General features: G+C 63.4%; 25 protein-coding genes. 7 read left to right on the top strand and 18 right to left on the bottom strand.

The genetic code is table 11. The features are described from left to right. Positions 1 to 84: 84 nt before the first annotated feature. From ABH924_RS07725 to ABH924_RS07750, 6 genes are all read right to left on the bottom strand, one after another. Positions 85 to 714: a hypothetical protein gene (locus tag ABH924_RS07725; protein WP_404497916.1), complete on the bottom strand. Its 630-nt coding sequence runs from the start codon at positions 712 to 714 to the stop codon at positions 85 to 87. An 82-nt stretch (positions 715 to 796) separates the two neighbouring features. Beyond that, positions 797 to 1,198: an MmcQ/YjbR family DNA-binding protein gene (locus ABH924_RS07730; RefSeq protein WP_404497917.1), complete on the bottom strand. Its 402-nt coding sequence runs from the start codon at positions 1,196 to 1,198 to the stop codon at positions 797 to 799. Between the two features lie 43 nt (positions 1,199 to 1,241). Continuing rightward, positions 1,242 to 2,084 (bottom strand): polysaccharide deacetylase family protein, encoded by an 843-nt coding sequence (locus tag ABH924_RS07735; RefSeq protein WP_404497918.1) that lies wholly within the window; start codon positions 2,082 to 2,084, stop codon positions 1,242 to 1,244. Between the two features lie 70 nt (positions 2,085 to 2,154). Continuing rightward, positions 2,155 to 2,580 carry a CoA-binding protein gene (locus ABH924_RS07740; RefSeq protein WP_234752683.1) on the bottom strand — a complete coding sequence of 142 codons (426 nt, stop codon included), beginning with the start codon at positions 2,578 to 2,580 and terminating at the stop codon, positions 2,155 to 2,157. Between the two features lie 12 nt (positions 2,581 to 2,592). After that, a complete protein-coding gene (locus ABH924_RS07745) occupies positions 2,593 to 3,405 on the bottom strand; it encodes a hypothetical protein (protein WP_234752686.1) in 813 nt (270 codons plus the stop codon). Next, a complete protein-coding gene (locus ABH924_RS07750) occupies positions 3,402 to 3,956 on the bottom strand; it encodes an RNA polymerase sigma factor (RefSeq protein WP_234752688.1) in 555 nt (184 codons plus the stop codon). The genes ABH924_RS07745 and ABH924_RS07750 overlap by 4 nt, the downstream gene beginning before the upstream one ends. A gap of 343 nt (positions 3,957 to 4,299) precedes the next feature. On the opposite strand from ABH924_RS07750, the gene ABH924_RS07755 reads away from it, so the two are divergent. Continuing rightward, a complete protein-coding gene (locus ABH924_RS07755; RefSeq protein ID WP_404497919.1) occupies positions 4,300 to 4,485 on the top strand; it encodes a hypothetical protein in 186 nt (61 codons plus the stop codon). Between the two features lie 67 nt (positions 4,486 to 4,552). Here the strand turns inward: ABH924_RS07755 and ABH924_RS07760 are convergent, their stop codons facing one another. Then, positions 4,553 to 5,842 carry an adenylosuccinate synthase gene (locus ABH924_RS07760; RefSeq protein WP_404497920.1) on the bottom strand — a complete coding sequence of 430 codons (1,290 nt, stop codon included), beginning with the start codon at positions 5,840 to 5,842 and terminating at the stop codon, positions 4,553 to 4,555. Between the two features lie 367 nt (positions 5,843 to 6,209). On the opposite strand from ABH924_RS07760, the gene ABH924_RS07765 reads away from it, so the two are divergent. Beyond that, entirely contained in the window at positions 6,210 to 7,901 is a 1,692-nt protein-coding gene (locus tag ABH924_RS07765) for a phospholipase C (RefSeq protein ID WP_404497921.1), read from the top strand. A gap of 254 nt (positions 7,902 to 8,155) precedes the next feature. Continuing rightward, the gene (locus tag ABH924_RS07770) at positions 8,156 to 8,788 is read left to right on the top strand and encodes a uracil-DNA glycosylase (protein WP_234752698.1); all 633 of its coding nucleotides are present in this window, start codon (positions 8,156 to 8,158) and stop codon (positions 8,786 to 8,788) included. Between the two features lie 256 nt (positions 8,789 to 9,044). Here the strand turns inward: ABH924_RS07770 and ABH924_RS07775 are convergent, their stop codons facing one another. The 3 genes from ABH924_RS07775 to ABH924_RS07785 all read right to left on the bottom strand — a co-directional run bounded on the left by ABH924_RS07775 (position 9,045) and on the right by ABH924_RS07785 (position 11,355). Beyond that, positions 9,045 to 9,464, bottom strand: a complete 420-nt coding sequence (locus ABH924_RS07775; protein WP_234752700.1) for a DUF3151 domain-containing protein — start codon at positions 9,462 to 9,464, stop codon at positions 9,045 to 9,047. Then, positions 9,464 to 10,579, bottom strand: coding sequence for a class II fructose-bisphosphate aldolase (gene fbaA / locus ABH924_RS07780; RefSeq protein WP_404497922.1), 1,116 nt, complete (start codon positions 10,577 to 10,579; stop codon positions 9,464 to 9,466). The genes ABH924_RS07775 and fbaA overlap by 1 nt, the downstream gene beginning before the upstream one ends. A 74-nt stretch (positions 10,580 to 10,653) precedes the next feature. Next, positions 10,654 to 11,355 carry a TrmH family RNA methyltransferase gene (locus ABH924_RS07785; protein ID WP_404497923.1) on the bottom strand — a complete coding sequence of 234 codons (702 nt, stop codon included), beginning with the start codon at positions 11,353 to 11,355 and terminating at the stop codon, positions 10,654 to 10,656. A 133-nt stretch (positions 11,356 to 11,488) separates the two neighbouring features. On the opposite strand from ABH924_RS07785, the gene ABH924_RS07790 reads away from it, so the two are divergent. Both ABH924_RS07790 and ABH924_RS07795 read left to right on the top strand, forming a co-directional pair. Beyond that, positions 11,489 to 12,319: an HAD-IIA family hydrolase gene (locus tag ABH924_RS07790; RefSeq protein ID WP_113990628.1), complete on the top strand. Its 831-nt coding sequence runs from the start codon at positions 11,489 to 11,491 to the stop codon at positions 12,317 to 12,319. 17 nt (positions 12,320 to 12,336) lie between these two features. Continuing rightward, positions 12,337 to 13,014 carry a tyrosine-protein phosphatase gene (locus tag ABH924_RS07795; protein ID WP_404497924.1) on the top strand — a complete coding sequence of 226 codons (678 nt, stop codon included), beginning with the start codon at positions 12,337 to 12,339 and terminating at the stop codon, positions 13,012 to 13,014. Positions 13,015 to 13,032: 18 nt separating this feature from the next. Here ABH924_RS07795 and ABH924_RS07800 read toward each other — a convergent pair whose 3' ends face one another. Both ABH924_RS07800 and pyrE read right to left on the bottom strand, forming a co-directional pair. Further along, positions 13,033 to 14,085: a thioesterase domain-containing protein gene (locus ABH924_RS07800; protein WP_404497925.1), complete on the bottom strand. Its 1,053-nt coding sequence runs from the start codon at positions 14,083 to 14,085 to the stop codon at positions 13,033 to 13,035. A 68-nt stretch (positions 14,086 to 14,153) separates the two neighbouring features. Then, positions 14,154 to 14,738: an orotate phosphoribosyltransferase gene (gene pyrE, locus ABH924_RS07805; RefSeq protein ID WP_404497926.1), complete on the bottom strand. Its 585-nt coding sequence runs from the start codon at positions 14,736 to 14,738 to the stop codon at positions 14,154 to 14,156. Between the two features lie 210 nt (positions 14,739 to 14,948). On the opposite strand from pyrE, the gene ABH924_RS07810 reads away from it, so the two are divergent. Continuing rightward, entirely contained in the window at positions 14,949 to 15,590 is a 642-nt protein-coding gene (locus tag ABH924_RS07810) for an NADPH-dependent F420 reductase (RefSeq protein WP_404497927.1), read from the top strand. A 52-nt stretch (positions 15,591 to 15,642) separates the two neighbouring features. Here the strand turns inward: ABH924_RS07810 and ABH924_RS07815 are convergent, their stop codons facing one another. The 6 genes from ABH924_RS07815 to ABH924_RS07840 form a co-directional block, all read right to left on the bottom strand. Next, positions 15,643 to 16,542, bottom strand: coding sequence for a sugar phosphate isomerase/epimerase family protein (locus tag ABH924_RS07815; protein WP_404497928.1), 900 nt, complete (start codon positions 16,540 to 16,542; stop codon positions 15,643 to 15,645). Further along, positions 16,539 to 17,759, bottom strand: a complete 1,221-nt coding sequence (locus ABH924_RS07820) for a Gfo/Idh/MocA family protein (RefSeq protein ID WP_404497929.1) — start codon at positions 17,757 to 17,759, stop codon at positions 16,539 to 16,541. Before ABH924_RS07820 ends, ABH924_RS07815 begins: the two co-directional genes overlap by 4 nt. Then, complete coding sequence (locus ABH924_RS07825; RefSeq protein ID WP_404497930.1) at positions 17,756 to 18,601, bottom strand: sugar phosphate isomerase/epimerase family protein; 846 nt, start codon at positions 18,599 to 18,601, stop codon at positions 17,756 to 17,758. The genes ABH924_RS07820 and ABH924_RS07825 overlap by 4 nt, the downstream gene beginning before the upstream one ends. Positions 18,602 to 18,603: 2 nt before the next feature. Further along, a complete protein-coding gene (locus ABH924_RS07830; RefSeq protein WP_268819380.1) occupies positions 18,604 to 19,425 on the bottom strand; it encodes a carbohydrate ABC transporter permease in 822 nt (273 codons plus the stop codon). Between the two features lie 95 nt (positions 19,426 to 19,520). Continuing rightward, on the bottom strand, positions 19,521 to 20,516 hold the full coding sequence (locus ABH924_RS07835; protein WP_234752715.1) for a carbohydrate ABC transporter permease: 996 nt from the start codon (positions 20,514 to 20,516) through the stop codon (positions 19,521 to 19,523). A gap of 12 nt (positions 20,517 to 20,528) precedes the next feature. Further along, the gene (locus tag ABH924_RS07840) at positions 20,529 to 21,881 is read right to left on the bottom strand and encodes an ABC transporter substrate-binding protein (RefSeq protein WP_404497931.1); all 1,353 of its coding nucleotides are present in this window, start codon (positions 21,879 to 21,881) and stop codon (positions 20,529 to 20,531) included. Between the two features lie 184 nt (positions 21,882 to 22,065). On the opposite strand from ABH924_RS07840, the gene ABH924_RS07845 reads away from it, so the two are divergent. Next, entirely contained in the window at positions 22,066 to 23,088 is a 1,023-nt protein-coding gene (locus tag ABH924_RS07845; protein ID WP_234752717.1) for a LacI family DNA-binding transcriptional regulator, read from the top strand. Positions 23,089 to 23,167 lie beyond the last annotated feature (79 nt).

Here is a 23,167-nt window from a genome sequence, read left to right on the forward strand (position 1 = left end):
GCAATATTTGAGGGCAGTTTCGATCAACTTTTGTCAAAATGTGATCTGGCGATCCTGCCGTTCCAGAGGGGTCATTTGGGTGTTTTAGCCGCGCAAATTCAAGGATTTTGCGCATTGAACGATAGCCTCGCGCGCCCATTGCTGCTGTTGCGCGGTTCCTACCCGCTCAGCCCACTGTTCGGCGAGCTGGAACTCGACCATCGCCTCGGTGCGGCGACCGTCGTCGTACATCGCCCAACCGAGGTTGTTGTGCAGGGAAACCATCCACCGTTTGGTGCGGGAATCCTCGACGGCGGATGCGTACTCAAGCGCGCTGCGCGTCCATGATTCCTGGTGACCGGAGTCCGCGATGGCCAGCATATGAAGTGCGTCCACCGCGAGGAAATCTTCGCCCAGGAGGTCGCCCATCTCGGCAGCCTGCTCAAAGAGCGGAACGGCCATGGCCGGGTGGCCGGCGGAGTTGAGCAGGCGGCCGCGCTCCAGGAGGACCCGCACCGCAATGGTGGGCTCCTCTTCGGCGTCGATCCCGTCCAGGAGGGCGTCCGCCTCCTCGAACCGGCCCTGCAGGCCGATTGCCCGGCCCAATTGGGTGGCGAGCTCGGCCCTCTCAAAGGGATCGTAGGCGGGATCGGTCATGGCTGCGCGGAAGCGGGCTTCCGACAACGCGGGGTCCTCAAAATTCCACAGCTCATCGAGGGTATTTTGTTCCAGCATCTGGCTCCTCCTGATTGCTTCGAGGCGATGGAAGGTGCAGTCCACTCACAATCTAGCCGAAGCTGCAGACGGGGTCCGCGTGTCAGTCCTTGGCGAGCCGGGCCCAGCCCAGTTGATCCTGCTGCTTGCGGGTCAACGAGGAAACCACCAGGTCATAGGAGTCCTCCACCATGTCCCGGACCATGGAGTCAGGGAGGGCGCCGTCCAGGCGCACGCCGTTCCAATGCGTCTTGTTCATGTGCCAGGCGCCGGTGATTTCCGGATGGGCCGAGCGAAGTTGCACGGCCAAGGCGGGATCGCATTTGAGGCTTACTGCCAGGTTGTGGTCGTCCATGGCAGATGCGGCGAACATCTTGGCTTCCGGCTTGGATCCACCGGACACGGCGGACCGGACTTTGAAAACCGACGTATCCGGGCCGAACGGGAAGTCTTCAAAGGTCCCGGGGAAGCCAAGGCAGATTTGGCGGAGTGTGGCAGCGTCCATGTAGCGAGACTAGCGGAGTGCGACGATTAGCGGACCGACCGCCTCACGCAACGTCCAGGAAGTCCTCGAGGAGCACCACTTCCAGGCCCGCAGCCACTTGCGCCGAGCGGAATGCCTCGAAGTCCGCCGCGAATTCGGGGCGGAAGTGCATCAGGACGATGTCGCCGGGCCGGAGGGAATTGCCGTACTGGTAATCCATGCGCCCGCCATTGGCCTTGGCCTCCCACGTGACGATGGCCTTCAACCCGGCGGCGGCCACGGCTTGCCGCATGGCGGTCGAATAGGCACCTCCAGGCGGCCTGAACAGGGTGGGCTTGCGGCCGTACTGCTGCACGGCGAAATCCTGCATGCCTGCGATGTCGTCAAGCTGCCGTTGGTAGCCCCATTGCGTGGTCATGTTGACGTTGTGGCTGACCGTATGGTTTTCAACCAGGCTCCCCTGCGCCATGAACGCCTTGAAGAATGCAGGGTTGTCACGGACCGTGTTGCTCGTCAGGAACAGTGTGGCCGGGTAGCCGTTCTCCGCGAGGAGCCGCACGCTTTCCGGGGACTTGACCAGTCCGTCGTCGATCGTGAGGAACACTACGGGATGTTTGGTGGGGATCTTGGTGATCACGGGAGCCAGTCCGCCTTGGATGGGCGGCAGGGTGAAGTCCGGGACGAAGGGGTTCCGGAGCCGCCCGGGGCCCGCGGGGCTTGGTGTGGGACTCATCGCAGTGCTTGCGGACGACGACGGCGAGGGGCCCGCCGTGCGGGGAGCCGCCGTCGGGCTTTCTGCGGACGGGTTTCCGGGGAGCGCGCATGCCCCCAGCCCGGCCACGAGGGAAGCGCCGAGGAAACCGAGCGCGGTGCGTCGGCTGGCGGTGGAAGGGTGGTCGTCACACATGGGAGTTTCCTGGTCTCGAAACGGTGATTGCCCCCGGACCATAGCAGCGGCCGGTTAACAGAAAACGACGCTAGATGCCGCTCCGCCAGCCCACCTGTGCCGGACAAGCGTTCATCACAACGTCCAGGCCCGCTGCTTTGGCCCGCTCCGCTGCATCCTCGTCAATTACTCCGAGCTGGAGCCACACGGCTTTCGCTCCCACGGCAATCGCTTCGTCCACTACCGCGCCGACGCGCGAGGAGTTCACAAAGCAGTCGACGACGTCGATGGGCTGCTTCTCGAAGGGCACGTCGGCAAGGAACTTGTAGCCGGTTTCGCCGTGGACGTCTTCGCCTTTTTGGTTGATCGGGATGATCTCCATGCCCATCGTGTCGCGAACGTAGAGAGCTACCTCGAAGGCGGAGCGCCACTCATTCGTGCTGAGTCCGACGATTGCCCAGCGGCCCTTTGTTCGCATAAGCCGGTCAATGACTGCCGGATCGTTGACGTGTGTCATAGCTCCAGCCTACTAGCGGGACAGCAGTCCAAGGAGCCAGCGCAGCGACGCCCCCGCAGGCTTCAGGGACACGTCGCCCTGGGCGTTCTCGACTGCTTGCTGAACCCCGTTTTGGAGGTCCTTCGCCGTCGGGGCGGATGGGATAGCAGTTTTGGGCTGCGGAAGGACTCCCTGCGAGTCGGTCTTAGGCTCGGTGTGCACCGCCTTCGGCGCTTCGGGCAGTCCGTCGCTTGGCTGGCGTGCCGCGGCGGGAACAGCCGCTGCCGCTACCGGCTCGTGCGCCGCCTCGCCAGTGCTGGCGGGAGCGGGCGCCACGGGGTCCGCCGAAGGGCCTGCCACTGGGGGCGCGGCCGGCGGCAGATCGACGGGAGCCGGGTGGGTCGTGACCTTCGGGGAGTCCTGGGCGGGGGCTGGAGGTACCAGCGACGGCGGAGCAGTTGTCCAAGCGGGCGCCCAGCCGGAGACCAGGACCTGCATGAATTCCGGGGTTCCCTTGCTGAATCCGCCACTCGCGGCCGCAACGCCACCAACACCCAGGCCCATGGCGGTCAGGACGGCAGCACCAATGACGACCGGGCGATGCTTGCGCAACTGACGCCGCTTGCCGAGCTCGTCGAGGGGAAGATTGTTTGCAGAATCGCCCGCGGCCGAGCCAGCCAGCATCGCGGCGAGTGCGGGCCCTGGGACCGGTGCCGGCATGGACCCAAACGATTCCAGCGCTTTCAACGAATCCGTGAGTTCGGGGGCGTCCGTGAGGCCAGCCTCAAGAATGAGCTCGAGGATGATCGCGTCGCGGTCAATGTCCTTGTAATCCCAACGCATCATGGGGCCACGTATTCCTTTACTACCGAGTGATCGCGGAGTGAATTCAACGCCCGGCGCTGCAATTGCTTGACGGCGCCTTGGCTTTTCCCCATGATTTCGGCTGCTTGGTCCACAGTCAGACCGGCAACAATGCGAAGCGTCAGGACTTCCCGCTGATCTTCCCGAAGGAGATCCAGCAGCGCCATGACTTCGCCGGGCGCCACACGGTCCATCGCTTCGGCTTCCGCCGAACTCGATCGGCGTGTGTCACGCTCAGGTTCAAACTCGTGATGCTCAGGCGCCCTGCTTTGCCGACGGTGGTCATCCACCATCCGGGCATGGGCCACTGAGAATACGAAGGTCCGCAGACCGCTGACACCGCCCGTGATCGTCTCAACGCGGGGCAGGACGGCAAGAAAAACGTCCTGTGTGACAGCTTCGGGATCCGAAACACCTTTTGCTGTCAGGTAGCCGAGCACCTGGCCGGCAAAGGCCTGGTAGACGGCACTGAACAGTTCAGCCTCCCGGCCGCGAAGGGCCAGCAATGCTGCATCGGTCAAGGCGTCGGTCACTGAAGCGTGGCTTTCGTTGGGGAGCGAATGGCCGGATCGAAGCGAGATCCTCGGTGCCGCCCAAACGCCGCAGGGCCGGGCGACCTCACCTAGCCTAACCGCTGCTCCCGCTAAGCCCAAGGACCAGCCTTCGGTTCCGGAGGCTTGCCTCTCCCGGACTTTCTGCACATCCACGAAACCCCTTCAGACATGAAAAGGGCCGAGCTGAAACATGATGGGGGACAAATTTCAGCTCGGCCTTTCAAAGAGGTAATCGTCGGGGCACCCCAAAGGGTTACGCGGTTTCCAAAAGTTTTTCGAAGGCGTTCAAAGTGCTGATCGAGACCTAGGGAATACTAAGAGAATGTCCTCACTTCGCTTACGCACCGCTCCCCACCGGGCAAGAATCGCCGAGACCGCAGAGACCATCACGATCACCATCCTTGGCACACCCGACAAAGGTCCTTGCACCCAACAGCTGAACACCCTCATCACGTTTGTCCAGCTCAAGTCATCGATCGGAAACAGGAAGATACTGGGTTCCAAATAGCCGGAACGACGACGGCGGGCCGCCCCCGAAAGGGCGACCCGCCGTCGTCGTGATTCGGCTTTGGTGACTAGTCCTCGATGAGGTCGTGCACGACGATCGTCTGGTCCCGGTCCGGGCCGACGCCGATCGCGGAGAAGCGCGTGCCGGAGAGCTTCTCAAGGGCCAGCACATATCTGCGGGCGTTCTCGGGAAGGTCTTCCAACGTCTTGGCGCCGGTGATGTCCTCGGTCCAGCCGTCGAAGTACTCGAAGATCGGCACTGCGTGGTGGAACTCGGTCTGGGTCATGGGCATTTCATCGTGGCGAACGCCGTCCACGTCGTATGCCACGCAGACCGGGATCTGCTCGATGCCGGTCAGAACGTCCAGCTTGGTGACGAAGTAGTCCGTGAAGCCGTTGACGCGGGATGCGTGGCGGGCCAGGACGGCGTCGTACCAACCGCAGCGGCGCGGCCGGCCGGTGTTGACGCCGAACTCGCCGCCGGTTTTCTGCAGGTACATGCCCATCTCATCGAAGAGCTCCGTGGGGAACGGACCGGCGCCGACACGGGTGGTGTAGGCCTTGATGATGCCGATGGACCGCGAGATGCGGGTGGGTCCGATGCCCGAGCCAACAGACGCGCCGCCGGCGGTCGGGTTGGAAGATGTCACGAACGGGTAGGTGCCGTGGTCGACGTCCAGGAACGTGGCCTGGCCGCCTTCCATGAGGACCACCTTGCCCTCGTCCAGTGCGTTGTTGAGGACCAGGGTGCTGTCAATGACCAGCGTCCGTAGGCGTTCGGCGTAGGACAGGAAATACTCCACGATCTCGTCCACCACCACGTTGCGGCGGTTGTAGACCTTGACCAGGAGCTCGTTCTTCTGGCGCAGCGAGCCTTCCACCTTCTGGCGGAGGATCGATTCGTCGAAGACATCCTGGACGCGGATACCCAGGCGGGCCACCTTGTCCATGTAGGCCGGGCCAATGCCCCGACCTGTGGTGCCGATGGCGCGGCTGCCCAGGAAGCGCTCCGTGACCTTGTCCAGCACCTGATGGTACGGCGCTACGAGGTGGGCATTGGCTGAGATGCGCAAACGGGATGTGTCGGCACCGCGTGCTTCCAGGCCATCGATCTCCTGGAACAGCGCTTCAAGGTTCACCACGCAGCCGTTGCCGATGATCGGAATCGCGTTCGGGCTCAGAATGCCGGCAGGAAGGAGTTTGAGCTCATACTTCTCACCGCCCACCACAACGGTGTGCCCGGCGTTGTTGCCGCCGTTGGGCTTGACCACGTAGTCAACGCGGCCACCGAGCAGGTCGGTTGCTTTGCCTTTGCCTTCGTCGCCCCATTGGGCTCCGACGATCACGATAGCTGGCATGGGATCCTCCCCCATTCTTTCGGGCCGGTCCTGGCGGGATCACCAAGGCTCAGCGCCGTACATGAGAACGCCCCGGATCTTTCGTCCCTGCCCGCAGACTTTCGCAAAAGTTCACCGGCGGGATCAGCAAGAGTTCCGGGGCTCTTACCAGCCAAGTTTAGCCGATACGGCTCTTGGACCCGTTGTCACACGGCCGGAGGGCGACATGGAAACAGGGAGCGCGCACTCGAAGTTCCCTGTGAGCAGAATGTGAACTCTTCCCAAACAGTCCGCATTGAGCCTCCAAATCGACCGTCGGGCCCCAAGCGAGCGGCTACATTCTTTGTGAATCCTTACCCCACCTTTCCGTGAATCTGAAGGGAAATCCATGAATTTTCGCAACAAACGTCTCTTGTCAACGGCAGGAGTGAGCGCACTCGCGGCATCCACGATCGCTGCCGGCATGATCGGGTTCGGCATGACGCCGGCCTCGGCCAATAGCGACCACAAAGAAACCGCGACGCCCATCAAGCACGTCGTCGTAATTTTCGGCGAGAACGTCTCCTTCGACCACTACTTCGCGACGTACCCGCAGGCAGCAAACACCGCTGGTGAAACCCAGCAAGGCAGCGGCGCAGCGGCTCCCGCGTTCACGGCGGCCAAGAACACGCCGAAGAACATCGCCACCCTCGCCAACGACAAGCTGCTGGCACCTAACAATCCCAACTCGGTCCAGCCCCAGCGGCTGACGCCCGGCCAGGCAATCACGTGCGACCAGGACCACGAATACACCGCGGAGCAGAAGGCCTACAACGGTGGCCTGATGAACAAGTTCGTCGAGAACACGAGCATGGATACCTGTTCGGGTGGCCAGTTCGGGCGTCCCGGGCTCACCATGGACTACTACGACGGCAATACCGTGACCGGGATCTGGAACTACGCCCAGAACTTCGCCATGAGCGACTCACACTTCAGCACCGTGTTCGGCCCGTCCAGCCCTGGCGCGCTCAACCTTGTGTCCGGCCAGACCCACGGCGTCACCGAATTCACTGCCGCCGGACAGCCGGTCAAACCCGCAAGCAGCGACTACACGGTCAAGTTCCCTGACGCCAACGGCGTCGGAACCATGACGGAAGACCCGGATCCGGTCTACGACGACTGCTCCAACAAGAGCCACGCGAGCAAGAACAACCTCGCGGGTATGCAGGGCAAGAACATCGGCGACCTGCTCAACGACAAGGGCGTCAGCTGGGGCTGGTTCCAGGGCGGCTTTGCCCCGACGACGGCGGCCACGGACACCACCCCGGCAGCGTGCATGACCACCCACACCAACATTGCGGGTGCCACGGTAACGGACTACAACCCGCACCACCAGCCGTTCCAGTACTACAAGTCAACGTCCAACCCGCACCACCTTGCTCCCGCCAGCGCGGACGAGATCGGACACAACGGCCAGGCCAACCACCAGTACGACACCACGGACTTCGCCAAGGTGGTCAACTCGGACAACATGCCTGCCGTCTCCTTCCTGAAGGCGGGAAACTACCAGGACGGCCACGCCGGCTACTCCGATCCCCTGGATGAGCAGAAGTTCATCACGCAGCAGGTGAACGCCATCCAGAACTCGAAGAACTGGGAAAACACTGCCATCGTCCTCGCCTACGATGACTCGGACGGCTGGTACGACCACGTCGCTGCAGGCGTGAAGAACTCCTCGAACACCACTGACGATGCCGCGTGGTGCCTCAACGCCTACAACAAGGGTGTGCCGATGGCCGGAGGCTATGCCGACCGTTGTGGCCCCGGCCCCCGCCAGCCGCTCGTCGTGATCTCCCCCTTCGCGAAGAAGAACTTCGTGGACCACACCCAGACGGACCAGTCATCCATCCTTCGCTTCATCGAGGACAACTGGCACACCGGCCAGATCGGTGACTCCTCGGCAGACGCCAAGGCCGGCTCCATCAACGCGATGTTCAACTTTGACAACGGGCGGGACGTGAAACTCATCCTCAACGAATCAAACGGCACCGTGGTTTCCCGGACCAAGGAAAGCGACGACCAGAACGAGAACAAGCAGTAACAGGCGCTTCCGAAACGGCACCGTCCCGAATCCATCGGGACGGTGCCGTTTTCCGTTAACGCACGGCCGCTTCATGCTAAATCCGGCTCCCGCCATCGAGAGACCTAACACAGAAGTCCCGATTCACCCCACAGCGCACCGCCGTTCCGGTAGAGTTAACCAGCCCCCAACACTGCACCCAATCTGACCGGTCGCGGCAAACCGCTCCCGGCCGGATAAGTGCGCCTCGCTACACGTAGGAGACCCAAGCCCATATGCAAGACCTGGCGACTGAATTACCCGAAGAGCAGCTCTGGAACCGACGTTTCGAACCCCACATTGCCGAGGTCACCGGGCTTTGCGATTCCCTCAAAGAACAGAAGCCGGGCAGCGAAGTCCTCTACGTAGACCCCGTCCACAGCGTTGACGAGTGCCGCATCATCAGCCTTTTCTCCAATACCCGCACCACGGAGGGCTCGGGTTTCATCGTCCCGGGTGACACGGATGCCGCCACACGCATGGTGGGCATGCAGTGGCAGTTGGGCCTGCGTCCGGAACTCATGATGCCGTGGAACGTTTACCCGTGGATCGAGCCCGACGGCGAGCCGGGCAAGCTGACTCCCGCCAACATCACCGAAGGCCTCAAGCCGCTCCTGCGCCTGCTGGCGATCGTGCCGCGCACCTCCGTACTGGTAGCCCACGGCAATGAAGCCCATCGTTTGGCAGACCAGCTCATGAAGGCCGCGCCGCAGAGCATCCACCGCCGCGGCTTCAAGACGTTCAAGGTCCGCTCGCTGGGTGGACGCTCCTTCGCCGGTTCCCCCACGCGCCAGCAGGAGTACCTGGACATCATCCATCGCGCCTACGCCGAGGCCATGGCCCGGACCGGCCTCACCCCGGTCTCCTAGGACTCACCAAGCCCAACTGACTCGCATTTGTTGTCGTTCTGACGCCTCATAACGGCATTAACTGCGTCGGCCCACGCCGCTAGGGTTCCCTGGCCGTGGGGCCCCGCCGGCGAGGGTCCCTGCCTGAGCTTGCGAAGGCTGGGAGCCGGTGGGGACTTGCGAGGCGAGGGTGGCGGTGGGGATCAGTGGGCGGGGAAAGCGCGACGGCGGCCGCCCACCTGAGTGGGCGGCCGCCGTCGTCGTCTTCTCGGCAGTCCTAGCCTTCGATCGCTGCCTTCGCGGTGGGATCGGAGTCGTTCAGGAACTTCTCGATCCGTTCCGGTTCCTCAGCTTCGCCGATGGCGGCGGATGCCCGGCCGAGGGAGTACAGAGCGCGCAGGAATCCCCTGTTGGGCTCGTGCTCCCATGGGATGGGCCCGACGCCGCGCCAACCGTTGCGGCGCAGCGAATCCAGTCCACGGTGGTAACCCACGCGGGAATACGCGTAGGAGTCGATGGTCCGGCCGTCAGCCCAGGCTTCCTCGGCCAGGATCGCCCACAGCAACGAAGACGTGGGGTACTTGGCCACGAGGTCGAGCGCTTCCTGCCCCAAGGCAAGGTGCTGGTACACCTCGGTCTCGGCAGGCAGGAGCGTCGGCTCCGGACCCATGAGGTTCTTGCGGAATTCGTCGGACATTAGAAGGTCTTGCCTACCGAACCGAGCTGCTTTGCGGCTTCCACGATGCGGGCAGCCATGCCGGCTTCGGCGGAGGCTCCCCAGACGCGCGGGTCGTACGTTTTCTTGTTGCCCATTTCGCCGTCGACCTTCAGGACGCCGTCGTAGTTCGAGAACATGTGTCCGGCAACCGGGCGGGTGAACGCGTACTGGGTGTCGGTGTCGATGTTCATCTTGATGACGCCATAGGAAACAGCATCCGCGATTTCCTGCTCGGTGGAACCGGAGCCGCCGTGGAAGACGAGGTCGAACGGGTTGGTCTTGCCGATCTTGGCACCGACCTCGGCCTGGATCTGCTTGAGCAGCTCCGGGCGCAGCTTGACGTTGCCCGGCTTGTACACGCCGTGGACGTTTCCGAAGGTCAGGGCGGTCAGGTAGCGGCCGTTCTCGCCCGCGCCGAGGGCCTCGATGGTCGCGAGGGCGTCTTCGGTGGTGGTGTAGAGCTTCTCGTTGATCTCGTTCTCGACGCCGTCTTCCTCGCCGCCGACCGTGCCGATTTCAACCTCGAGGATGATCTTGGCCGCGGCTGCGCGTTCCAGGAGTTCCCGGCCGATGCGCAGGTTCTCGGGCAGGGTCTCGTGCGAGCCGTCCCACATGTGCGAGTTGAAGATCGGGTCCTTGCCGGCCTTGACGGCTTCCTCGGAAGCAGCCAGCAGCGGAAGAACGAAATCAGCCAGCTTGTCCTGCGGGCAGTGGTCCGTGTGCAGGGCGATGTTCACGTTGTAGTTCTTGGCGACCTCGCGGGCGAAAGCGGCGAAGCCCAGGGAGCCGGCAACCATGTCCTTGACGGATGCGCCGGACCAGTAAGCAGCACCGCCGGTGGAGACCTGGATGATGCCGTCCGATTCGGCCTCGGCAAAGCCGCGGATGGCGGCGTTCAGGGTCTGCGACGAGGTGACGTTCACTGCCGGGAACGCATATCCACCGGCCTTCGCGCGGTCGATCATCTCGGAGTAAATCTCTGGGGTTGCGATGGGCATGCTGACTCCTATGCTGATTTTCGTCTGTGGGTTTTGTTGACCCTGGAGTAGACCTATACGGCTAGGCACCATCCTAGCGACTGAAGAATCCGACATCGTGTTTCCGGTCACGGAGACGGGTAACACTTGCGGACCTTTTGCCGCCGGGTGCTCTCAGGAGACGCGCTGGCTCAGGAGACGCGCTGGCCGAAGTTGTGCCGGCGGATCCAGGCGTGCATCGCGATGGCCGCAGCCGACGCCGCGTTCATGGAGCGTGTGGAACCGTACTGCTCGATCGACAAGGTGGCGACGGCGGCGTCGTGCACCTCGGGAGTCAGGCCGGGGCCCTCCTGCCCGAACACGAGCACGCAGTTGCGCGGAAGTTCGTACGTTTCGAGCGGCACGGAATCGGGGAAGATGTCGATGCCGATGATGGCCAGGCCTTCCCCCTGCGCCCACTCCACGAAGTCCTCCACGGTGGGGTGGTGGCGGACGTGCTGGTAGCGGTCGGTGACCATGGCCCCGCGACGGTTCCACCGGCGTCGTCCGATGATGTGGACCTCCTTGGCGAGGAACGCATTAGCGGTGCGCACCACGGTGCCGATGTTGAGGTCGTGCTGCCAGTTCTCAATGGCAATGTGGAAATCGTGCCGGTGGGCGTCCAGATCCGCGACGATCGCTTCGTGCTTCCAGTAGCGGTACTTGTCCACCACGTTGCGACGGTCGCCGTCCGCCAGGAGGTCCGGGTCCCACTGCTCGCCTTCCGGCCAGTCGCCTTCCCAGGGCCCGACGCCGACCTCCGGTTTCGCTTCCGACTCCCCCTCGGTAGAGGAGAGGAGGGGCGAGACAGCAGTGGAGTCGGTAGGGGCAGGGTTCTGGGGCCGGTCAGTCACTCTTCAACCCTAGCCCGGGCAGTACCGCCTGCGGCGCCGAAACCCAGTGCCGTAACGCAGGACACCCGGGTGTCTCGGAGAGCGAAAGATGAAAGACTTGGGACGAGAAACAGCCAATACGCGGAGGAAAAGCATGGAGAACGCAACCGAGGCCCCGAAGAGCTCAGCCCTTTACCGCAATGGACACGAAATCGAATGCTGGCTCACGGATATGGACGGTGTCCTGGTCCACGAAAACCAGGCGGTTCCCGGAGCGGCCGAACTGATCCAGCGCTGGGTGGACACTTCCAAGCGATTCCTCGTCCTCACCAACAACTCCATCTTCACGCCGCGGGACTTGGCGGCCCGGCTGAGCTCCTCCGGCCTGGAAATTCCGGAGGAGAACATCTGGACATCGGCCCTGGCCACGGCACAGTTCCTCAAGGACCAGGTGCAGGGCTCGGAGTCCGGGAACCGCGCCTACACCATCGGTGAGGCAGGGCTCACGACGGCGCTGCACGAGGCCGGCTTCATCCTCACCGACCAGAACCCGGACTTCGTGGTGCTCGGCGAAACCCGTACCTACTCCTTCGAAGCGATCACCATGGCCATCCGGCTGATCCTGGCCGGGGCGCGCTTCATCGCGACCAACCCGGACGCAACCGGCCCCTCGAAGGACGGGCCGATGCCCGCCACCGGCGCCATCGCCGCGCTGATCTCCAAGGCGACCGGCCGTGAGCCCTACATTGTAGGCAAGCCGAACCCCATGATGTTCCGTTCGGCGATGAACCAGATCGACGCCCACTCCGAGACCACGGCAATGATCGGTGACCGCATGGACACCGACATCATCGCGGGCATGGAAGCCGGGCTGCACACCGTCCTGGTGCTCAGCGGCATCACCCAGCGCGAGGACATCGCGGCCTTCCCGTTCCGGCCGAACCAGGTCCTGAATTCGGTAGCGGACCTCAAGAACCAGATCTAAGAAGAAGGGCTGGTGCCATGGCTGTGCTGAACCTCCGGTCCCTGGCCGGTGGCCGCATCCTGAGGGGCAGCCAGCCGTTTGGCATGGACACCGCGGCGACGTCCGCCTTCCTGGAACTTCATGGCATCCGGACGGTTGTGGATCTCCGAAGCGAGTACGAGCGCGCCATCGTGCCCTGGCAGCTGGCCAACGGCGCCGTGGAGCTCGTGGAGAACCCCCTCGATCCGCGTACCGCTTCTGAGGGGCTCCAATCGATCCACACGGCCGAAGACCTTGGCGAGCTCTACCTTGGCTGGGTTCGCGCCCGCCCGGATTGGGTGGCCGAATCGCTGCGTCCCGCGGCCCAAGGCAAGCGGACGCTCATCCACTGCTCGCTCGGCAAGGACCGCACCGGCGTCGTATCCGCTCTTGCGCTCCTCGCGACGGGCACTGACCACGCCGCTGTCGTGGCGGACTACGCCGCAAGCACCGCCGCCCTCCCCACGATGTTGGAAACTATGTCGGCAGCCTGGCGGCTGGCTGTCCCCGAGGTTCCGGAGGAGGCATTCAGTCCCTCGCTCATGCTGCTGCAATCCCCCGAAGCTGCGATGGAATACTTCCTGGACCGTTTCGGGCACGAGTTCGGCAGCGCGGCGGATTACTTGCGCGACGCCGGCCTCAGTGGTTCCGAGCTGGACGGACTGCGGCTCAGGTAGCGGCCCTCGGAGCACCAGTCAGTAGAACACCACCCGCGAGCCGGCCCGCGGCAGCGGGAAGAGCTCGTTCTCCAGGTCTTCGATGATCGGATTGTAGATAAACGGATTCCACTGGGGGCTCGCGTGCGCGGGGCGGGCGCCGTCGGTCCGGCGGCCCGTGGACGCGATGTTGAGGGGGAATGTCTTGGCCCACGCTGCCCGGGCTGTTCCGTAGTTCACGGTGTCATCGTTCGGGTTTCCGATGAAGGCCATGCGGGTGTCCCCCAGCCTGTCGACAAACCGCGTCCCGTCGAAATGGTAAATGTAGTCCGATTCGCTTTGGATCAGCACGCTCGACGGCGCGATCGGGGAGAGCTGCTCCAGGGTCTGGTCCCAGATCTGCCCCCAAGTGCGTTCGTGCTTGTTCACCACGCGCTCGCCCAGCTCGTAGCCGCCGCGGAGGACCGAGGGAACCTGGAAGCCGCTCTCGTACAAGAACACGACGCCGTCGAACCAGCTTTGGTCGAGGATGTCGTACTTACTGAAGGGCGAAGAGTCCAACAGGATCAGCTTGACGCTGACTCCGTTCCTTTCACGCAGGAGCGCGGCCACTTCGGTGGCCAACATCCCGCCGAAACTGTGGCCGTAGAAATAGAGGGTGTTCAGCTTCCGCTCATTGATGTACGCGAGCACGGCGTCCACCACCTCGGCGACTTCCAGCCCCAGGTTGGAGTATCCGACGGCGGCCATCTGACCCCGCTGCCGCAGCGAACCGCGGATCGAGTTGAGGATCCATTGGGCCTCTTCCCAACTGGTCTTGTAACCGGGAAAGAGAATCCAACTCGAGTTGGGGTAGTACGACTCTGCGAAATCGTCCCCCACAGGGAGGATCTTGGTGGTGCGACGTTCTGCCTGGACCTGTCGGGTAAACAGCATGTCGGCCGCGAGGGCCGTGGAAGCACCCGCTCCAATCAGGAAGGAGCGGCGTGAAAAACTCTTCAGCTCGGCGGCTTGGCGGAGAACCCGGGCGAGCGATCCCGGGTCCTGCCAGCGCTGCTGCTTCCGGGGAAATTTCCCGGCCTGAGGGTCCACGCAGCCAGCTTAGGCGCTTCCGCCGACGGGCACACGGTCCCCCTCAAACGCGCCCAGGCTTGGGACGGTTAGTCGAGTCCCAGCTCGTCCTTGCCGAAGGCGAAGAGGTACGGCACGCCGGTTTCGGCTTCGATCTTTTCCTTGGCGCCAGTGTTGCGGTCCACGATGACGGCCACGGCCACCACGTTGCCACCGGCCTTGCGGACGCCTTCGACGGCGGTCAGTGCCGAGCCGCCGGTGGTGGAGGTGTCCTCAAGAACCACGACGTTGCGGCCCTCCACCGAGGGACCTTCCACCTGGCGGCCCATGCCGTAGGACTTCTGCGCCTTGCGCACAACGAAGGCGTCAACGGCGCGGCCGCCGTCGGCGGCGGCGTGCATCACAGCGGTACCGACCGGGTCCGCGCCCATGGTCAGGCCGCCGGCGCACTCAACGGCGATCCCGGCGTCGTCGATCATGGAGAGCATGACCTGGCCAACCAGCTTCGAAGCCTCGTGGTGGAGGGTGATGCGCCGCAAGTCGATGTAGTAGTCCGCCTCGGCACCGCTGGAAAGGATCACTTTGCCGCGGACGACCGCCAGTTCTTTGATCAATTCAAGGAGGCGGGCACGGGCAGCGGCAGTGGCGGTGGCAGCATCAGAGGCGACAGTCATGGTGCCTATTCTACGTAAAGCCGTCCGGGGGCAGCGCATCGCCCTGCGACACGATGAATCCCTGGCGACGCCTGAATTCGGGTGTCGTGAGGCTCTTTGGGTGACGCCAAGGAAATTCCGCGTCGCCAGCGCTTGCGACGGCCGCGACCCCTACGCGTTACCCGCCGTAACCTTTGAAATATCTGCGCGGGAGACGGTGTTCCCGCACATATGACAACAATCGGAATCATCGGTGCAGGACACATTGGCAGCCAAGTCGCTCGCAAAGCAGTTGAGCTTGGCTATGACGTAGTGATCAGCAACTCGCGGGGAGCGGAAACCCTGGCGGAACTGGTGGCGGCACTTGGCACACATGCCCGGGCCGCAACACCGGCCGAGGCAGCAGCGGCTGGCGATTTCGCCGTCGTGACCGTTCCCCTCAGGAGCTACCAGGACATTCCTGTGGAGCCACTCGCGGGCAAGATTGTGATCGACACGAACAACTACTACTGGGAGCGGGACGGCCGCATCCCGGAGCTGGACAAGGGCGAAGCCACCACATCGGGCCTGCTGCAGAAGCACTTGCCCACGTCCAAGGTGGCCAAGGGTTTCAACCACATCATGGCGAAGGAGCTCGGCACCGACGGCACCCCGGCGGGCTCCGAGAACCGCCGCGCACTGGCCACCGCCAGCGACTACCCAGAGGCCGCCGAACTCGTAGCGAAGCTCTACGACGAGTTCGGCTTCGACACCGTCAACATCGGACCGCTCGATGAGAGCTGGCGCGTGGAGCGTGACCGCCCGGCCTACGTAATTCGGCAGAATGCCGCCGAACTCAAGGACAACCTGGCGAAAGCAAGGCGCACTGTCTAGACCTCACAACACAGCAGCCGCTTGCCTCAGAGAGGGCAAGCGGCTGCTGTGTTTAAGCGTCGACGACGGCGAGCCCGGCCAACGCGGCTGCCTTGCGGACATACGCCAAGTTCGACGCCGTCCGTTCCTCCAAAGGAAGCTCGGTGGAAAAGTCCTCCAGCGTGACCCAGGAGTCGTAACCAACTTCTGCGAGCGCCCGGAAGTAGCCCAGGACGCTTCCCTGTCCCTCGGCCAAGGGAGCCCATTCGTTGACCCACACAGCCGCACCCGATTCGTCCTTCGCCTCGGTGCGGACCCAGCGGGCGTTCTTCACATGGACATGCGCCAAATAGGGGCCCAGGAGCTGGAGTGCCGGCAACGGTGATTCCCAGCCCTCGATCAGCAAGTTGCCGAGGTCATGGATAACGCCGACGTGCTGCGGATCCAGCCCTTCCAGCAATCGCCGGGCGGAGGAGGCCGACGCCGTCACAGTTCCATGATGCAGTTCCACGAGGGCTTTGACGCCGTGGTGTGCTGCGCGGGAAGCAACCCACTCGTAGTGTTCCCGGGTGGCGGCAAAGAGTTCCGGGTAGGACAGGCCAGTGGGTTCCTGGCCGCCCATGTTCGAGTTGCCCAGCGGCAGCACGTTCACGCGGACCTGCTTGGCACCCAAGGCTGCGGTCGCTGAGAGGACACGATCGACGTCGTCGTGGTTGTCGCAGCGGGCGTAACCGCCGAGGCCGGAGAATTCCAACCCTGCTTCAGCGGTGAGGCGGGCAATCTCCGGGATCGAATCCTCCAAGCCCGTCATGGGCCAAGTGGCACGGTTCCCTGCCCAGAAGCCCGGTTCCGCCGCGTCTGCCTGGTCCGTGACGCGCCATTCGATGCCGTCCCACCCTTGGGCGGCAAGCTTGGTGGTGGCTTCCTGCGGCGACCACTCGGGCGTGGATGCGGTAAAAACAGAGAACTTCATGCCGATACCTCTTCGCGGGTGCCCGGGTGGGAAGATGCCCCGCCGGTGCGGACCTCCACGTTGTTGTACTTGCCGGCTATGACGTCAGCGATCAGCACGGGCTGGCCCAGGGTTGCCGAGACATACAGGGCACGCACCGTGGCCAAGGCGGTCACGGCGTCCCGGACGGTAACGCCCGCGGGGCGTCCTGCCCGGATGGCCGCGATGATGTCGCGGTACTGCCGGACATGTCCAGCCGGATACACCGAGGGATCCAGTGCTTCGACAGTGTCGTCCGGGTATTTGGCGAGCTCGACGGCGGCCTGGTTCCCGCCGCCGAGGATGCCCATGGCACTCCTTTGCGAAGGATCGGCGGCGTCGGACGCGTGGAAGTACGCGAGGTCGTCGTTGTCGATCACCGCGGAACCCTTGCTGCCCATCACCTGGAGGCGGACCGTCAAGCCCGGGTAGGCCGCCGTCGTCGCATGCAACACGGCACGGGCACCGGATTCGAAAGTAACGGTAGCTACAGCGGTGTCCTCCACCTCAACGCCTTCGTGGGCGAGAAGCGCGGTTTTGGCGCTGATCTCAAGGGGCCGGCCGAGGAACCACAACAGCAGATCCACAGTGTGGACGCCCTGGTTCATGATGGCCCCACCACCGTCCATGGCCCAGGTTCCGCGCCACGCGCCCGAATCGTAGTAGCCCTGGCTTCGCCACCAGCTGACGGAGGCGACGGCGGAGGTCAGTGTGCCGAAGCGTCCGGCTCGACGGGCCTCGTCCACCACGCGGCTGGCCGGATCGAAGCGGTGCTGGCTGATCACCGTAGCCACCAAGCCCTCGGCCTCGGCAGCCTTGGCCGCAACCAGGATTTCGTCCGCCTTGCTCAAGTCAACGTCAAGGGGCTTTTCGATCACGACGTGTTTGCCGGCGTCGAGCACTTCCAACGCTTGCTGGATGTGCAGCCCGCTGGGCGTAGCGATGATGACCAGGTCAACCGGTGCGGCGGCGAGCGCCTCAGCCAGTGTCAGGAAGACCGCCGGCCTCGGGTCGCCCTGGGCTTCGATCTTGGCGGCAAGCGCCTCGGAAGCCTCGGCAACCACATCCACAAGCGCTGTGATGACGAGCTCCGGGAATTCGCGGACCGCCGCCGAGTGGGTGCGGCCGATGACTCCGCACCCTACGATTGCGGCCCGGATCTCCGCGGGAGCGCCTGGAGCATTTGAGACTTCGCTCACTTCGTCTCCACTCCTGCTTCATTGAGGACTTTCGCGAAAGCCCTCGCCGCAATGCCGAACGCCGTCGGGCCGGAGAAGCCTCCCAGTCCATGGGCGCCGGCCAAGTGTGGCTCGAGGCTCGCGAAGCCGGTGTACCCGTCGGCCTTCAAGGCCTCAACCGTGCGGAGGACATCGCCGTCGCCCTCGCCCGCCGGGACCACGGTGGCGTTCGAGAACAAGGCATCCTTCACCTGCAGGTATTCAAGGTGCGGGCGGAGCTTGGCGTAGCCGTCGTCGAAAGGCTTGACGCCCACCTGGACGAAGTTGGCCGCATCCCACGCGACTTTGAGCGCGGGAGACGCCACGGTTTCAATGATGTCCAGGACCCGTTCGGGGATATCCCCGTAGATGTCCTTCTCGTTTTCGTGCAGAAGTACGACGCCGGACTCTTCCGCGACGTCCGCGAGGGCACGCATGCGTTCGATGACCGCGTCGCGGATGCTCTCCACCGCGACGTCCTCGCCGTAGTAGAAGGAGAAGATCCGGATGTAGCGGGATTCCAGGACCTGCGCGGCGTTGACCGCCCGGCGGAGCCGTTCCACCTCGTGCTCGACGGGAAGGGAAACGTCCACTTTCCCGATCGGCGAGGCGATCGCAGAAACCTTCATGTCCGCGGCATCCAGCAAGGACTTCAGTTCACGAAGCTGCGCTTCATCCAGATCCACGATGTTGGTGCCCCAGGCGCTGCGGACCTCAATGTGGTTGGCCCCCAATGCCTGCATCACAGCAATCTGGATCTTGGGGTCGTCGTCGATCTCGTCGCCGAAGCCCGAGAGCTCCCATTCAACAGCTGGCGTGCTCATAGTTACTTGACTCCTCCGGCGGTCAGGCCGCCCACTAGGTAACGCTGGAAAATCAGGTACAGGATGACCACCGGGGCGGCACACACAAGTGAAGCCGCCATCATCTGGCCGTAGAAGGGAATCGCGCCGCCTTCTTGCGAGGCACCGAAGACCTGGAGCGCGACGGCGGCCGTCTGGCTTTCGGGCCGGGTCATGACCGAGGCGAACAGGACGTCGTTCCAGCCGAGCAGGAAGGCGAAAATACCGGAAACGACGACGCCGGGCCAGCTCAGTGGGAGGATGATCCGCACCAGCACGCCCAGGTTGCTGGCGCCGTCGATCCTTGCCGCCTCTTCGAGTTCCCGCGGCAGGCCGCGCAGATAGGTGACCATCACCCAGGTGGAGAACGGCATCGCGAACGTCAGGTACGTCACGAACAAGCCCCACTGCGTGCCAATGATCTGGATGCCCAAGTAGCTGGCGGACGAGGAGAACAGCACGAAGACCGGAAGCACCATGAGGGTACCGGGAACCGACTGCAGCGCCAACAGCCCGCGAAGGATCGTCAAGCGCCCACGGAACTGGTAGCGGACCAGGACGTAGGCAGTGGCGATCGACATCAGCGCGGAGACCACGGCGGTGGACCCGGCAACGAGCACGCTGTTGGCCAGGCCAGTGGCCAGTCCAACGCTCGTCCAGATCGTCGAGTAGTTCTCAAAGGAGAAGCTGGACGGGAAGAACTCGCCCCGGGCCACGCCGATGTCCGAGTTCACGGACGCGAGGAAGATGTACACGACCGGAATCAGCACCAGGGCACACAACACCGTCAGGATGATGGCGAGCATCGGGCCTGGCAGGAGCTTGGTGACTTCGTGCTGGCGTTTGGAGCCCGGGCGGAAGTTTTCGCTCGATTGGCGTCCGACGGCGGTAGTTGCGGTGCTCACTTTTTGCCTCCGGGAGTTTCGGCGTCGTCGAGTTTGACGGCCCGCAGATAGACGAACAAGGGGATCGCGATCAGGATCAGCGAAATGAACGCCATGGCCGCGCTGAGCCCGAACCTGAAGCTCTGGAAGCTCGTGACGTAGGTGAGGATCGGGAGCAGCTCCACATCGGACGGAGCAGGTACCCCGAACAGGACGAACGGCAAGGTGAAGTTGTTGATGTGGTGCAGCATGCCGATCAGGAACGCCAAGGCGAGCGGACCCTTGAGATAAGGGAAGACCACATAGCGGAGCTTGTTCCACCACAGGGCACCGTCAAGAGCCGAGGCTTCGTGGACTTCGTGGTCCACGGACTGCAGCCCGGACAACGCCAGCAGGTAGACAAACGGCCACGATGCCCAGATCTGGACCAGGATCAGCGTCCAGTAGGACTGGGGCCCGTTGAGCCAGAGTCCAGGGTCGATACCCACAGAATGCAGCGCCGAGTCGATGACGCTGCCCGGCTGGAACATGGTCCGCCATACCGTGGCCACCACGAAGGACGGAAGCACGTAGGGGATCAGGAAAATGGAGCGGATCACCGCGCGGCCCTTGAACGCGTTCTGGGTCGCGACGGCGCCGGCGATGCCGAGCGGGATAGTGACCACCATGGCCAGCAAGGAGTAGCTGACGCTGAGCCAGATGGCGTGCAGCAAGGGCGATGCGGTCAGCGCTTCGACGAAGTTCTGGACTCCAATGAACGGAGCGCTGACCCACTGGCGCAGGGAATACTGGTCCAGGTCCAGCCCAGACATGAAGACGCCGAGCAGGAGCGGCACCACGATGATGATCACCATCAGCAGGCCGCCTGGAATCAACATCCACAAGGGCCGGTTGCGCTCGCTCAGCCCCTTGCGGCGCCGAGGCGTGTTGCCTGGCGACTGCGGGTCCGGCTTGGCAGCGCGGGACGACCTGCGGCGCGTGGACTTGCCCGCAGTCAATGAATCGGTGGACATGTCAGTTCCTACTTACTTCGAGGCCCGGTCAAGTGAGGCCTGGCCCTTGGATTGTGCGTCCTTGAGGCGGCCCTGCAGGCTCGAATCGTCCACGGAACCTTTGGAAAGGTCCGGGATCGACTGGACCACTACGTTGACGAGGGCCAACTGAATGTCGCCCCAAGCGCCGGTGAAGGGCGTTGCCTTGGACTTGGCGGCAGTATCGGCAACCGGTTGGAGTATCGGGTTATTCAGAGACTTCAGCGCCTCGGCGTTGGCGGGCAGATCTCCGAAGATTTTCTGGTAGTTCAGCTGCTCGTCCTTGGACGTGATGAGGTTGATGTAAGCGAAGGCCAGGTCCTTTTGCTTCGAGTAATCGGCAACAACCACATTGTCACCGGAGAGGATGCTGGCGGCGTTCGCAGCGTCGGCCTGCGGAGACGTCTGGCCCGGGGCCGTCGTCGGCATGGTTGCGTAGGCATACTTACCGGCAACAACGGACTTCTCGAGCGTCGGGACGGAGCTCGACGTCGTCATCATCAGATAGCCGGCCTTGCCGCTCGCGAATGCCGCCAGGGCGTTGCTGTTGCTCCAGCCAACAGAGGCCGGATCGACAACTTTGTCTTTGGTGAGCCATCCGAAGTACGTTTCGTAGGCCTTCTTGACCGTCGGGTCGTCGAGCTTGAGTGTCTTGCCGTCCACCAGCGGGTTACCTGCCTGGACGGACATAGCCCAGATGAATTTCCACGGATCAAAGTTGTCCTTGTACCCGGTAGCGAGCCCAAAGGTTCCGGTGGCCGGGTCGGTCATCTTCTTGGCCTGGGCTGCGAGCTCGTCCCAGCTGGTGGCGGGCTTATCGATCCCGGCCGCCTTCAGGATGTCCTTGTTGTAGGCCATCACGAACGGCCGGCTGACAAACGGAATGCCCGCTTGGTGCTGTGCGTCCGGGCCGGAGATGCCCAGGGCTGCCTGGTTGAACCGGTCCTTGCCGCCCACCTTCTTCCAGTCGTCGTCGGACAACGTCACAAAGGCCTTGGTCGCATAGGCCGTGGGGGTGAAGGTGGTACCGAGACTATAGACGTCCGGGCCTTGACCCGACACCACGGAGGTCTGGATCCGTGTGAGTTCGTCATTTCCCGACGCGAACGTTTCGAATTCGACGTCGGCACCGGTCTGTGCCTTGAACTTGGCGGCAATATCCGTGAACCACTGCTTCTGCTGCGCCGGATAGTTTGCGTTGGAGTTGACCAGGACACTCAGCTTCTTGCCCTTTCCGTCAACGGGTCCAGCGCTCCCCCCGGAGCTGCTGCTACCTCCGCAGGCGGTCAAAGCCAGGGCTGCTGTTACGACAACAGCAGCAAATTTGGCGGACGATGCAAACTTCATTGTTTTCCTCCCTGGAGCCCGATGGCCTCATTGGCGTGGTGCGCGTCACATCGGGTGATTTCTCCGAGTCTAGGCATGCGCAACAAGGATGACAAGCGATTGCCAAAAATTGTCATCGGTGCTGCAATTGTGGAACAAGTCACTCATTGTTGAGCGGCTGCGGCAGATGAGGAACACCCAGACCATGGCAGAACTCCAGCTCCAGTCACCGGGCAGGCAGCCCACTATCCGCGATGTCGCAGAGCTTGCCGGAGTGGCAACGTCAACAGTTTCGAGGGCCCTGAGCAATCCCGGCAGAGTTAACCATGTGACACGCGAGCGGATCGAAGAAGCAGCCGCGCAATTGAACTACATACCAAGCTCCCAGGCCCGCGGGCTCAGTTCCGGACGCACCCAGACCATTGCGGTCCTGGTTCCGGACATCACCAATCCGTTCTTCTTCGACATCATCCGCGGGGCGCAGCACCAACTGAAGGCCGCCGGCTACACGCAACTGCTCGTAGACACCGAGGAATCAGCGGAAATGGAGGCCGATGCCCTGCAGAAAATGCGCCGCTCAGCCGACGGATTCATCCTTGCCGCGTCCCGCCTGACGGATGCACAGCTGGCTGAGGCAGCGGCACAGCAGCCCTTGGTCACGATCAACCGGGCCCCGGCAATTGCACCCGCTGTGGTGATCGATACGCCGTCGGCCATCATCCAGGCGCTGGAACACCTGGTCTCGCTGGGGCACACGAGGATTTGCTTCGTCGGAGGCCCGGCCACCTCCTGGTCCAACGCCAAGCGGTGGCAGGCGTTCCAGGACGAAACGGCCAAACGGAAGCTGACCACATTTAGCGTGGGGCCGTTCGCTCCCAAGACCACATCCGGCGCGGCTGCAGCGGACGCCGCAGCGCACACGGGGGCAACGGCATGTATCGTGTTCAATGACCTGCTGGCCATCGGGATGCTGCAACGGCTGCGCGAACGCGGTATTCGCGTGCCCGATGATATGAGCATTGTGGGTTGCGACGACATTTTCGGAGCCGATTTCTGCAACCCTCCACTGACCACCATGGCGTCTCCCATTGAACAAGCTGGGCGCGTTGCCGTCTCCATGCTGCTTTCGAGGTTGAATCCCCAGTACGGCGGCACCAGCCGGCGCTTGGCAGTCATGCCCACGCACCTCACGGTCCGGGGATCGACGGGGGCCGCGCCGGTACGCTGATTGGCCCGGACCCGCGCGCCCAACTGACTGGCAGTAAGTGTCGTTTTGGGCCCTCAAAACGACAATAACTGCGAGCTAG

The organism is Arthrobacter sp. GAS37, from assembly GCF_044908325.1.
Classification (GTDB): domain Bacteria; phylum Actinomycetota; class Actinomycetes; order Actinomycetales; family Micrococcaceae; genus Arthrobacter; species Arthrobacter ramosus.

What these genes read in the sequence shown, in the direction of transcription:
- ABH924_RS07810 (WP_404497927.1), top strand. Translation starts at nt 14,949, where the DNA reads ATGACAACAATCGGAATCATCGGTGCAGGACACATTGGCAGCCAAGTC.
- ABH924_RS07835 (WP_234752715.1), bottom strand. Translation starts at nt 20,516, where the DNA reads ATGTCCACCGATTCATTGACTGCGGGCAAGTCCACGCGCCGCAGGTCG.
- pyrE (WP_404497926.1), bottom strand. Translation starts at nt 14,738, where the DNA reads ATGACTGTCGCCTCTGATGCTGCCACCGCCACTGCCGCTGCCCGTGCC.
- ABH924_RS07760 (WP_404497920.1), bottom strand. Translation starts at nt 5,842, where the DNA reads ATGCCAGCTATCGTGATCGTCGGAGCCCAATGGGGCGACGAAGGCAAA.
- ABH924_RS07770 (WP_234752698.1), top strand. Translation starts at nt 8,156, where the DNA reads ATGCAAGACCTGGCGACTGAATTACCCGAAGAGCAGCTCTGGAACCGA.
- ABH924_RS07790 (WP_113990628.1), top strand. Translation starts at nt 11,489, where the DNA reads ATGGAGAACGCAACCGAGGCCCCGAAGAGCTCAGCCCTTTACCGCAAT.
- ABH924_RS07730 (WP_404497917.1), bottom strand. Translation starts at nt 1,198, where the DNA reads ATGGACGCTGCCACACTCCGCCAAATCTGCCTTGGCTTCCCCGGGACC.
- ABH924_RS07740 (WP_234752683.1), bottom strand. Translation starts at nt 2,580, where the DNA reads ATGACACACGTCAACGATCCGGCAGTCATTGACCGGCTTATGCGAACA.
- ABH924_RS07840 (WP_404497931.1), bottom strand. Translation starts at nt 21,881, where the DNA reads ATGAAGTTTGCATCGTCCGCCAAATTTGCTGCTGTTGTCGTAACAGCA.
- fbaA (WP_404497922.1), bottom strand. Translation starts at nt 10,579, where the DNA reads ATGTCGGATTCTTCAGTCGCTAGGATGGTGCCTAGCCGTATAGGTCTA.
- ABH924_RS07830 (WP_268819380.1), bottom strand. Translation starts at nt 19,425, where the DNA reads ATGCTCGCCATCATCCTGACGGTGTTGTGTGCCCTGGTGCTGATTCCG.
- ABH924_RS07745 (WP_234752686.1), bottom strand. Translation starts at nt 3,405, where the DNA reads ATGATGCGTTGGGATTACAAGGACATTGACCGCGACGCGATCATCCTC.
- ABH924_RS07725 (WP_404497916.1), bottom strand. Translation starts at nt 714, where the DNA reads ATGCTGGAACAAAATACCCTCGATGAGCTGTGGAATTTTGAGGACCCC.
- ABH924_RS07795 (WP_404497924.1), top strand. Translation starts at nt 12,337, where the DNA reads ATGGCTGTGCTGAACCTCCGGTCCCTGGCCGGTGGCCGCATCCTGAGG.
- ABH924_RS07755 (WP_404497919.1), top strand. Translation starts at nt 4,300, where the DNA reads ATGTCCTCACTTCGCTTACGCACCGCTCCCCACCGGGCAAGAATCGCC.
- ABH924_RS07825 (WP_404497930.1), bottom strand. Translation starts at nt 18,601, where the DNA reads ATGAGCACGCCAGCTGTTGAATGGGAGCTCTCGGGCTTCGGCGACGAG.
- ABH924_RS07845 (WP_234752717.1), top strand. Translation starts at nt 22,066, where the DNA reads ATGGCAGAACTCCAGCTCCAGTCACCGGGCAGGCAGCCCACTATCCGC.
- ABH924_RS07735 (WP_404497918.1), bottom strand. Translation starts at nt 2,084, where the DNA reads ATGTGTGACGACCACCCTTCCACCGCCAGCCGACGCACCGCGCTCGGT.
- ABH924_RS07765 (WP_404497921.1), top strand. Translation starts at nt 6,210, where the DNA reads ATGAATTTTCGCAACAAACGTCTCTTGTCAACGGCAGGAGTGAGCGCA.
- ABH924_RS07775 (WP_234752700.1), bottom strand. Translation starts at nt 9,464, where the DNA reads ATGTCCGACGAATTCCGCAAGAACCTCATGGGTCCGGAGCCGACGCTC.
- ABH924_RS07815 (WP_404497928.1), bottom strand. Translation starts at nt 16,542, where the DNA reads ATGAAGTTCTCTGTTTTTACCGCATCCACGCCCGAGTGGTCGCCGCAG.